The sequence below is a fragment of the Empedobacter sp. UBA5036 genome, assembly GCF_002415215.1.
Lineage (GTDB): Bacteria > Bacteroidota > Bacteroidia > Flavobacteriales > Weeksellaceae > Empedobacter > Empedobacter falsenii_B.
Window position 1 is genome coordinate 1 of sequence record NZ_DICC01000047.1, and the last position, 10,828, is coordinate 10,828.

Consider the following 10,828-nt stretch of genomic DNA (forward strand, 5'->3'; position numbering starts at 1 on the left):
ATTTAAAATGCACAACGGGTTTAATATATATTAATATGAAAAGAATAATTGTTACAATAATGCTTCTAGTTTACAATTTTACTAATGCACAAATGTCTTCTGCAGCTACTGTTAATGAATATAATCTACAAACTATTGTTGCAGAAGTAAAACAACAGAAATATACAGAAGGAGTTACTAATAAAGATGAATATTTTAATGTTAATTTTCTTCCTGCAAGTATAGATGGTTTCAAAGAAAAGGAGAATTTTAGATATAATGCATTACTAGACGATTTAGAGTTTTTAAGAGATGGATATTTATATAAAATGAATAAATTATCAAACCAGACTATTAGATTCGATGATGGTAAAATTCTTAAGTATGTAAGTTATATTGATGGGGGTACATTAACATCAAGATATTTACAAGTATTATCACCTTTAGATCGAAAAATTGTACTTTATAGAAAATTATCTAATGATGGAGTAGATGGTCTTGGTGCTGGTGGTTTAAATGCTTCTAATAAGAGAAATTATTTTAAACAAGAGAAATTATTGATTGGTTATAGTGATAAAATGTATAATGTTCCAAATTCAACTAAAAAATTTAAAGATTTTACAGATAAAGACGTAAATCAAATTGTAAGTACAAATAAACTTAGCATAAAAAAAGAACAAGATTTAATTAAACTTATTGATTTATTGAATAAATAAACAAATTATATAATATCTTAGAAATGTTGGGCAGATTGTGTAAATTTGCCCAAATTTATTTTAAGTCATATATAAATAATGGAAATCGCATCTAAATATACGCCAACGGAAGTTGAAGGAAAATGGTATGAATACTGGATGGAGAAGAAGTATTTTAAATCTACTCCAGATGAAAGAAAAGCTTACACAATCGTCATTCCACCACCAAATGTAACAGGTGTCTTGCACATGGGACATATGTTAAATAATACGATTCAGGACGTTTTAATTCGTCGTGCGCGTATGCGTGGATTTAACGCTTGTTGGGTACCAGGTACAGACCATGCTTCGATTGCTACTGAAGCGAAAGTTGTTGCGAAGTTAAAAGAGGAAGGTGTTTCTAAATTTGATATCGGTCGTGAAGAATTTCTTAATCATGCTTGGGATTGGACGCATAAACATGGTGGAATTATTTTAGATCAATTGAAAAAGTTAGGAGCTTCTTGCGATTGGGATCGTACAAAATTTACGATGGATCCAGATTTATCTGAATCTGTTCAACGTGTTTTTGTTGATTTATATAACAAAGGATTAATTTACCGTGGATACCGTATGGTAAACTGGGACCCGGAAGCGAAGACAAATATTTCTGACGAAGAAGTTATCCATGTTGATAAAAATGGAAAATTATATCATTTAAAATATCAAGTTGACGGAACTGATCAATATATTGTTGTGGCGACAACTCGTCCTGAAACAATTTTTGGTGACTCTGCAGTTTGTATTAATCCAAATGACGAGCGCTACGAATGGTTGAAAGGAAAACAAGTTATTGTTCCAATCGTTGGTCGTAAAGTAAATATTATCGAAGACGAGTATGTTGATATCGAATTTGGTACAGGATGTCTTAAAGTTACGCCTGCGCACGATGTAAACGATTACGAATTAGGTAAAAAACATAACTTAGATTTCATTGATATTTTTACAGATGATGCGAAATTGAATGATTTAGGATTAAGTTATGCTGGATTAGATCGTTTCAAAGCGCGTAAAGAAATCGAGAAAGAATTAGAAGAAAAAGGTTTACTTGAAAAAGTAGAAAATTATAATAATAAAGTTGGTACATCTGAAAGAACAGGAGCGGTGATTGAGCCTAAAATCTCTAATCAATGGTTCTTGAAAATGACAGATTTAGCTAAACCAGCTTTAGATAATGTAATGAATGATACGATTAAATTTCATCCTGCGAAATTTAAAAATACGTATCGTAATTGGATGGAAAATGTAACAGATTGGAACATTTCTCGTCAATTATGGTGGGGACACCAAATTCCTGCATTTTTCTATGGTGATGGAAACGAAGATTTCGTTGTGGCTATAACAAAAGAAGAAGCTTTACCATTAGCACAAGAAAAAACAGGAAATGTAGCATTAACAATCGAAGATTTACGTCAAGACGAAGATGCGTTAGATACTTGGTTTTCTTCTTGGTTATGGCCAATTTCTGTTTTCAACGGAATTAATGAGCCAGAAAATGAAGAAATCAATTATTATTATCCAACACAAGATTTAGTAACTGGTCCGGATATTATTTTCTTCTGGGTAGCGCGTATGATTGTGGCTGGATATGAGTATCGCAACGAATTACCTTTCGAAAATGTATACTTTACAGGAATTGTTCGTGATAAACAAGGACGTAAAATGTCAAAATCGTTAGGAAATTCACCAGATCCAATCGAATTGATGAATGAATATGGTGCAGATGCAACACGTATGGGAATGTTGTTAACGGCGCCTGCTGGAAACGATTTACCTTTCGATGTTGATTTATGTTTACAAGGACGTAATTTTGCTAATAAAATTTGGAATGCTTTCCGATTGATCAAAGGTTGGGAAGTGAAAGAAGATTTAGAACAAACTTCTGCTCAAGCAAAAGCGGTTGACTGGTTCGAAAATAAATTCCAACAAGCGTTAGCAGATATCGAACATAATTACGATCAATATCGTTTATCTGATTCATTGATGGCGATTTATAAATTGATTTGGGATGATTTCTGTTCTTGGTATTTAGAAGCGATTAAACCTACTTTTGGTGAGCCAATTGATGCAAAAACTTATGTAGCAACAATTTCTTATTTAGAAAATGTATTGAAAGTTTTACATCCATTTATGCCTTTCTTAACAGAAGAAATTTGGCATTTAATTGCTGAAAGAACGGATGATGAAGCACTGATTGTTTCTAAATATCCAGAAGTAACATCTTTCAACGAAGAAATTATCAAGAATTTCGAGAATACAAAAGAAGCAACTACAGCAATTCGTGGATTACGTTCAGAAAAAGGAATGTCACCAAAAGAAGCTTTAGAAGTTTTTGCTGATGCTCAAGCTGCGAACGAAATATATGTAGATGTTTTCTCTAAATTAGGAAATGTTTCTAATTTCAATACAGGAGATAAACCAGAAAAAGGTTTTGCTTTCCGCGTTGGGACATTAGAATTTATGGTTCCGATGTCTGATAATATCGATATTGAAGCTGAACGCGAGAAATTACAAAAAGAGTTGGATTACAACAAAGGTTTCTTAAATTCTGTTCGTAAAAAATTATCAAACGAAAAATTTGTTGCTGGTGCGCCAGAACAAGTAATTAATGCAGAACGCAAAAAAGAGGCAGATGCTTTAGAAAAAATTGCACAAATTGAAGAACAATTAGCTTCATTGTAATTTTTATCAAAATAAAATTTAAAAACCACTTCATTTGAAGTGGTTTTTTTATTGATTTTTTTCAATTAACTTTAATAAAGTCTCAAAAAAGTAGATATGTCAAGCGAATTAAATTACAAAAAGGAAAAGTTATATTCTGAATTTTTAAATCAAGAAAGAAATATTTTTGTTTGGATTCCAGAACGTTTTAAAAATGAAAGTTTGCCTGTTTTGTATTTATTGGATGGCGGCATTAATGAGAAATTTAAACAAATAACAAAGCTTATTGATGAGTTAATTAAATCAAATCGTATTCAACCATTGATGATTGTGGGAATCGAAAATATCAATCGAAATTTTGATTTTACAAGAAATACAAATGTTGTAAAAGACAAAAAATGGGTTCCAGAATATGGAAATGCAGAGAATTTTGAAAAATTTATTGTGTTAGAATTGCTTCCTCATATTTCGAAAAATTACAAGACAAATAACTCGAAAATCATTGTAGGTGAGTCTTTAGGCGGATTGTTGGTAATGGATATATTGTTTTATTTTCCACATTATTTTGATTCTTTTATTGCAATTGATCCTTCGCTTTGGTGGAATAATCACGAATTGTTTGATTCTTATTTTGAAAAATTTGATTTTAATCTGTTAGTAAATAAAAAGATTTGGATTTCAAGTTCTAAAACAGTTTCAATTTCAAAGTTTACTGATCAATTTGTAGAAAAATTGCAAGAAAAAGATAACTTGAAATCAAATTGGAATTATTTACATGATCCTTCTCAAAATCATTTCACAATTTTCAATTCATCAATAGAATCAGCGTTAATATGGACGTTTAAGTAATATTTTTTTGAATGATTCATATGACTTCAATAGGTTTCTCCAACAAGTTTGTCTAAATTTGCAAACCTTTTTAAAAAGAATTAATGCAGTATTTAGAACTACTTTTAATCGGAATTTTCACAGCTTTTATTGGATCGTCCATTCCTGGATTGTTGAATATGACGGTGGTAAAAATTGGGAAACAAGAAGGAGTAAAAAGTGCATATACTTTTATGTCTGGAACTGCGGTTACGATTGCAATTCAGGTTTATTTAGCAATTTTTCTAGCAAAATTTATTGATTTTAATGAAGAAGTTACCAAAATTTTTAGGGAAGTTGGATTAGCTGTTTTTGTAATTATTACGATTTATTTTCTCTTTTTTGCGAAGAAACAAGATCAAAAAAAGAAGAATAAAAAGCTAAAACAACAAGGTGATGTAAAACAAAAAAATAAATTCATTTACGGATTATTGTTATCCGCTGTAAATGTTTTTCCTATACCTTTTTATGTGTTTTTAAGCGCAACGTTGGTTTCGTATAATGTTAATGTTTTTGGACAACCAAATAGCTCAGTTTTTGCTTTAGGAGTTGTAGTTGGTTCGATGATTATTTTTGGTCTGTATCTGAAATTTTTTAACTCAAAATCGGAAGAAGATTCATTTATTTTGAAGAATATCAACTATGTAATTGGAGGAGTGACGAGTGTGATTTCTTTGTTAACGATTTATCAGCTTTTTCAATAAAAATTTAATTCAAATTTTGCTTTGGATGGGAGTATTTAACCAAATATTCCATCACTTCATCGCATTCTTTTCCTTCTAAAATATAACTCAAAATATCCTCAATTAATTCATCAATAATTTGAGGATTAAACTCAAATTTTTTAGCTAAATCAATGCAAATTGCCTTTTCATTTTGATGAATTTTCAAATCAACAACCATTAGCAAAACAGCATCGTACAACAAAGAAAGTCGATCAGTAAAGGTTTTAGACAACGTAAAATCAAATTTTGTGTTTTCGTTCAAAATATAACTTACATCTTTGGCAGAAAGCTCATGAAATTTGGCAATATCAGAGATAATTTGAATCTCTTTTTCATTCAAATTCCCATCACTTTTACCAATAATAAATAAATTTTTGATGTGATTTAATTTATCAACCAAAGTAAGATTATTTTTCATTTGTTGCTTTTGGGGATTAAAAATACTCAAAATAGTAGTAAATTAACGTTCAAATTTTTTCATGTGTCAGATTTTAAAACGAAAATAGATGAGATTTATGATAAGCAATGTAAGAATAAAGCAAATATTCGTCATCTTACTGTTTATTAGCGAAAAATATATTTAGAAAGAGTTTTTCACATATGAAACCGATTTTAAAAGTCAATTGGTTTTTATCACCTTCAAAATTTCTCAATTATCCCTATAATTCTACAACTCAAAAGGTAATTGATTTTTTGATGAAATATTTTTAAATCTCGGTTCAACGATTTAATTTTATATTTGTTTTATACAACAATCAACGTTATTTTTGTAGTTAAATCTTATAGAATTGTTATCAAAAAAGACAAAATACGGACTAAAAGCAATGGCTCATTTGGCCAGACAAGAAAGTAACAAACCAGTTTTAATCGGACAAATTTCTGAAACAGAAGTTATTCCGAAAAAATTCTTGGAGGCTATTTTATTGGATTTAAAAAAGTTAGGCTTTGTCAATTCGAAACAAGGAAAAGGTGGTGGATATTATTTGGCACGTGATGCGAAAGATATTAGTTTAGCATCTTTGATTCGTGTTTTAGAAGGACCAATCGCGCTTTTACCTTGTGTAAGTAAAAATTACTACGAAAAATGTGATGATTGCCCTAACGAAGGCATTTGTACATTGAATAAGGTGATGGTTGAATTGAGAGATTCGACTTTAGAAATTCTTGAAAATAAATCTTTAGAAAGTTTAAAATAAATCTTTAGCCTGAGTTTTTCAGGCTTTTTTATTGTAAAATTTTATAAGAATGAAGAAAAAAAGTATAACTCTTTTTCGAGAATTCTTCCTAATTTCGAACATTTGTATTTCATGAAAAATAGATCTATACAACAAGAGTTTAAAGAACTTTTAGAACAACGTTCTTTTTCTACGCATCGTTATTTATTGGCGATTAGTGGAGGGATTGATAGTATGGTTTTGTTAGATTTATTCCGTCAAACAGCTGCAAATTTTCAGGTGGCACATTGTAATTTTCAGTTGCGTGAAGAAGACGCAAATGGCGATGAATTGTTTGTGAGAGAATATTGTGGAAAATATAATATACCGTTTCATTCGACTCGTTTTGATGTTGCGGCTTATCAGAAAGTAGGAAATTATTCGGTAGAAATGGCTTGCCGAAATTTGCGTTATGAGTGGTTTGAGCAAGTTCAACAACAAAATCGTTTGGATGTTTTGGTGACAGCTCATCATTTGGATGATAATATTGAAACTTTTTTGATTAATCTTTCTCGTGGAACAGGTTTGAAAGGTTTGGTTGGAATGCAAATTGATAATGGAAAAATCTTTCGTCCACTTTTAAATTTTACAAAAAATGATTTGTTGGAATATGCAAAATCAAATGAAATAAATTGGCGAGAAGATTATACGAATGCGACGGATGATTATACTAGAAATAAGATTCGTCATCACATTACACCAATTCTAAAAGAGCTTCATCCGCAATTTGATGAGAATTTTTTGTCAAGTTTAAATCATATCAATGATAATTATCAAATTGTACAAAATAAAGTTGGAGAAGTTAGAAGTGATTTATTCTCAGGAGATAATCCGATTGAAATTGAAATTTCAGCATTAAAAAAACTTCAACCATTAGAAACATTTTTACATTATTTGTTCGAAAAATATGGATTTTCGTCGAGCAAAGAAATTTTAAAATTTTTGGATGCAGAAACGGGAAGTGAAATAAAATCAGCAACTTATCGATTAATTAAAAATCGAGAAAATTTGTTGTTGCAAAAAATAGAAGAAGAAAATGAAGATGAATTAACGATTTTTGATGAGTTAATTGAAATCAATTCGTTAAATTTGAAGTTCGTGAAATCGATAAATCCACACGAAAACGCTACTGAAATAGTAGACTTTACATCAATTTTGTTTCCGCTTAAACTTAGAAAAGTGAAAGAGGGAGATTTCTTTTATCCAATTGGAATGAAAGGTCAAAAAAAATTGTTGAGTAAGTTTATGAAAGATTTGAAACTTTCTAAGTTAGAAAAAGAGAAGGTTTGGTTGCTTTGTGACCAAAAAGATCAAATTATTTGGGTGGTAAATCATCGTTTGGATGAACGTTTCAAAACGACAGAAACAAGTAAAAACTTTTTAAACATTACAGTATGTTAAAGAAACTTTGGATACTTTTTTTGTTTCCAATTTTAGTCAACGCACAGTTATTTAGTCCTGCAAAATGGTCGAGTTCGGTGAAGGAGGTTGGACAGAATGAGTTTGAAATCGAGGTAACAGGAAAAATTGATAGAGGTTGGCACCTTTATTCAATGAAACATCCTGATGGAGGAATTGGAATTCCAGCAAGTGCATCATTTAAACCAGCTGCAAATGCAAAATTGATTGGAGGTACGCGCGAAGTTGGAAAACGTATAGATAAATACAGCCAAATTTTTGAACAAGATGAAAAATATTACGAAAATCAAGTAAAATTTGTTCAAAAAGTGAAAGTTTCGGGTGATAAACCTGTAAATGTATCGTACACAATAGAATTTCAAATGTGTGATGCCGAACGTTGTTTGCCACCAGATGAAACAAGCGGAACGATAAAATTAACGCCTTCCGCAAAAGTTGAAGAGACGAAAGAAGAGGCAAAGCCAGCAGATGCTACAGAAGCAAAAGATACTGTTGCAGTAAATGAAATTACGCAGGATTCTGTTCAAGAAGATTCTACAGCTGTTGTTGTAGCAACACAAGATACAATCAAAAAAGTTGATGATTCTTTATTAGCAGATAACGAAAAGAAAGATAATGGTTTATTGAAAATCTTTTCTTTAGGATTTTTAGGAGGATTAGCAGCGCTATTAATGCCTTGTATTTTCCCAATGATTCCTTTGACAGTAAGTATGTTTACAAAACAAAGTAAATCGAAAGGAGAAGGAGTTGGAAAAGCCTTTATTTATGGATTATCAATCATTGTTATTTATGTTGCATTAGGTTTATTGGCGACAGTTATTTTTGGACCATCAGTCCTAAATGAAATGTCAACAAATCCGTGGGTGAATTTAGCATTCTTTGCAATTTTCATTGTATTTGCTATTTCATTTTTTGGAGCTTTCGAATTGACATTACCAAGTAAATGGGTAAATGCAGCTGATAAAGGTGCTGATAAAGGCGGATTAATTGGAATCTTCTTTATGGCATTCACATTAGCATTAGTGTCTTTCTCTTGTACAGGACCAATTATTGGTTCGTTATTAGTTCAAGCGACGCAAGGAGGAAACTATTATTCATTAATCGTAGGAATGTTTGGCTTCTCTTTAGCATTAGCGATTCCATTTACATTGTTTGCGATGTTCCCTGGTTGGTTAAATTCAATGCCAAAATCTGGTGGATGGTTAAATACAATCAAAGTTTCTTTAGGATTTATTGAATTAGCTTTTGCCTTGAAGTTCTTATCAAACGCAGATTTAGTTTGGCAAATGAATTGGTTACCAAGAGAAATTTTCTTAGCATTTTGGATTGCAATTTTTATCTTCTTAGGATTATATCTTTTAGGTAAATTTAGATTAGAATTAGACTCACCTGTGCAAACAATTGGTGTTCCGAGAATGTTATTTGCATTGGTTTCGATATCATTTGCGATTTACATGATTCCAGGTTTATGGGGTGGACCATTAAAACTATTAAGTGGTTTAACACCTCCAATGACCTATTCTGAAGCGCCACGAGGTTTCCACGAAGGTGTAGGAGGTGGACAAGCAACAGCTAAATTTGATGATCCAAATATGGTTGCTGGACCTCATGGAATTCCTGCATTCAAAGATTTTGATCAAGCAGCAGCTTACGCAACGAAAGTTGGAAAACCAATGTTGTTAGATTTCACAGGGCATGCGTGTGCAAATTGCCGTAAAGTTGAAGAACGTGTTTGGAGCGATGAGCGTGTGAAGAAAATTTTGGCTGAAGATGTTGTTTTAGTTTCGTTATATGTTGACGAAGCAAAAGAATTACCAGAAGATCAAAAAGTATTTTCGAAAGCGTTAGATCGTAATTTGAAAACAGTTGGTAACAAATGGACTTCTTTCGAGATTGAACATTTCAATGCAAATGCTCAACCTTATTATATTTTGGTTGATAAAGATTTGAATCGTTTTTCTAAACCTTTAGAAGCTGAACTTGATGTAGAAGTTTACCTAAAATGGTTACAAGATGGAATCGCGAAGTATAAAGCGAAATAATTATCTTTTATATAGTAGTAAAAACTCCCGCATTTGCGGGAGTTTTTTGTTTATGAATTATACGTGTTAAACTATTCTTTAATAATCTTTTTCGTGTAATTTGAAGTTTCATTTTTCAATGTAACAATATAGATACCTTTTGGTAATGATTTGAATTTTGAATTGATAGTTTTATTCAATTCATCTATATTTCAAATCGAATTTGTGATGACTTTTCCATTGATGTCAATTACACTTAAATTGTATTGTCCTTTTGAATTGTTAAGTGTAATCTTAATGTTTGAGTCATTTTTGATTGGATTTGGAACAATATTAAAATCCGTAGATTTGATACTTTCGTTAGTAGATAAATTAGTTGGATAAACTAGTATTTTAGCGCCATCGAAACCAACAGCATATACTTTTTTAGCATTGACTGGGAAATCTACAAATGTATTTTTAAACGTAACATCTCCTGTACCTAAAACAGAAACAGAAATTAATTCGTCTTCTTCATTGTAAGTTTCGTAAGCAACAGCATTTGCCCATTTTGCAGTTTCAACAGTTAAAAACGTTCCGTTCGTATTTGTTACAATACTAGCACCTTCACCTGTTTTCCCAGAAAGTTTTAATTTGTCTTTGTAAATATTTACATTAAATGAGTTTAAGTAATGCATTACTGGAGAAACTGGTTTTGGATAATTTTTGGATTTGATATACGATTTTGCTTCATCAATCATTTCTTGCGTGACAATGATAGTAACTTTTCCGTAGTCATCAATTTCTTTAGTAACAGTGTAATCTTCCCCTTGTTAAGAACACTTAAAAGTAGAGTTTTTATTTAATATTATTGTATTATTATTTTGATTAATTTGAAATGTAGGAAAATCATTAGGATTTTTGACCTTACCATATTTCAATAAAAAGTTTCTAGGAGAAAGATATTGCAAAGAACTATGTGGTCTTTCATTGTTATACATCCACATCCAAATTTCTGTATAATTTTTCATTTCTTTGATATTTTCAAATAAATAAGCATTTAAAAAATCTGTTCTAAAAGTTCTATTAAATCTTTCAATCAAAGAGTTTTGCGTAGGTTTCCCAGGTTGAATATAATATAATTCAATGGCTTTTTTTTGACAAAATAGTTTTAGTTTTTCAGCAATAAATTCTGGACCATTATCTACTCTAATTTTCTCAGGTTTCCC

11 protein-coding genes are annotated in these 10,828 nt (G+C 30.8%); 7 read left to right on the forward strand and 4 right to left on the reverse strand.

Going from position 1 to position 10,828, the window contains the following annotated elements; all coding sequences use genetic code 11:
• The 4 genes from B4J88_RS08030 to B4J88_RS08045 all read left to right on the forward strand — a co-directional run.
• Positions 1-695 (forward strand): hypothetical protein (locus B4J88_RS08030; protein WP_291067182.1); only part of this gene is annotated, 695 nt, incomplete at its 5' end.
• Between the two features lie 78 nt (positions 696-773).
• Positions 774-3,395, forward strand: a complete 2,622-nt coding sequence (locus B4J88_RS08035; protein WP_115000631.1) for a valine--tRNA ligase — start codon at positions 774-776, stop codon at positions 3,393-3,395.
• Between the two features lie 96 nt (positions 3,396-3,491).
• Positions 3,492-4,223: an alpha/beta hydrolase gene (locus B4J88_RS08040; RefSeq protein WP_115000630.1), complete on the forward strand. Its 732-nt coding sequence runs from the start codon at positions 3,492-3,494 to the stop codon at positions 4,221-4,223.
• A gap of 83 nt (positions 4,224-4,306) precedes the next feature.
• Positions 4,307-4,945 (forward strand): LysE family transporter, encoded by a 639-nt coding sequence (locus B4J88_RS08045; RefSeq protein WP_038334451.1) that lies wholly within the window; start codon positions 4,307-4,309, stop codon positions 4,943-4,945.
• A gap of 4 nt (positions 4,946-4,949) precedes the next feature.
• Here the strand turns inward: B4J88_RS08045 and B4J88_RS08050 are convergent, their stop codons facing one another.
• Positions 4,950-5,384 (reverse strand): hypothetical protein, encoded by a 435-nt coding sequence (locus B4J88_RS08050; RefSeq protein WP_291067185.1) that lies wholly within the window; start codon positions 5,382-5,384, stop codon positions 4,950-4,952.
• 370 nt (positions 5,385-5,754) lie between these two features.
• On the opposite strand from B4J88_RS08050, the gene B4J88_RS08055 reads away from it, so the two are divergent.
• The 3 genes from B4J88_RS08055 to B4J88_RS08065 all read left to right on the forward strand — a co-directional run bounded on the left by B4J88_RS08055 (position 5,755) and on the right by B4J88_RS08065 (position 9,641).
• Entirely contained in the window at positions 5,755-6,162 is a 408-nt protein-coding gene (locus B4J88_RS08055) for an RrF2 family transcriptional regulator (RefSeq protein ID WP_219035236.1), read from the forward strand.
• Positions 6,163-6,273: 111 nt separating this feature from the next.
• Positions 6,274-7,581: a tRNA lysidine(34) synthetase TilS gene (gene tilS / locus B4J88_RS08060; protein ID WP_219035235.1), complete on the forward strand. Its 1,308-nt coding sequence runs from the start codon at positions 6,274-6,276 to the stop codon at positions 7,579-7,581.
• Complete coding sequence (locus B4J88_RS08065; protein WP_291049271.1) at positions 7,575-9,641, forward strand: protein-disulfide reductase DsbD family protein; 2,067 nt, start codon at positions 7,575-7,577, stop codon at positions 9,639-9,641. Before tilS ends, B4J88_RS08065 begins: the two co-directional genes overlap by 7 nt.
• A gap of 71 nt (positions 9,642-9,712) precedes the next feature.
• Here the strand turns inward: B4J88_RS08065 and B4J88_RS15210 are convergent, their stop codons facing one another.
• The 3 genes from B4J88_RS15210 to B4J88_RS08075 all read right to left on the reverse strand — a co-directional run.
• Complete coding sequence (locus tag B4J88_RS15210; protein WP_414646629.1) at positions 9,713-9,820, reverse strand: T9SS type A sorting domain-containing protein; 108 nt, start codon at positions 9,818-9,820, stop codon at positions 9,713-9,715.
• 12 nt (positions 9,821-9,832) lie between these two features.
• Complete coding sequence (locus B4J88_RS08070; protein WP_291067187.1) at positions 9,833-10,360, reverse strand: hypothetical protein; 528 nt, start codon at positions 10,358-10,360, stop codon at positions 9,833-9,835.
• Between the two features lie 72 nt (positions 10,361-10,432).
• Positions 10,433-10,828: integrase core domain-containing protein (locus B4J88_RS08075; RefSeq protein ID WP_291067189.1), on the reverse strand; the 396-nt coding region annotated here is incomplete at its 5' end.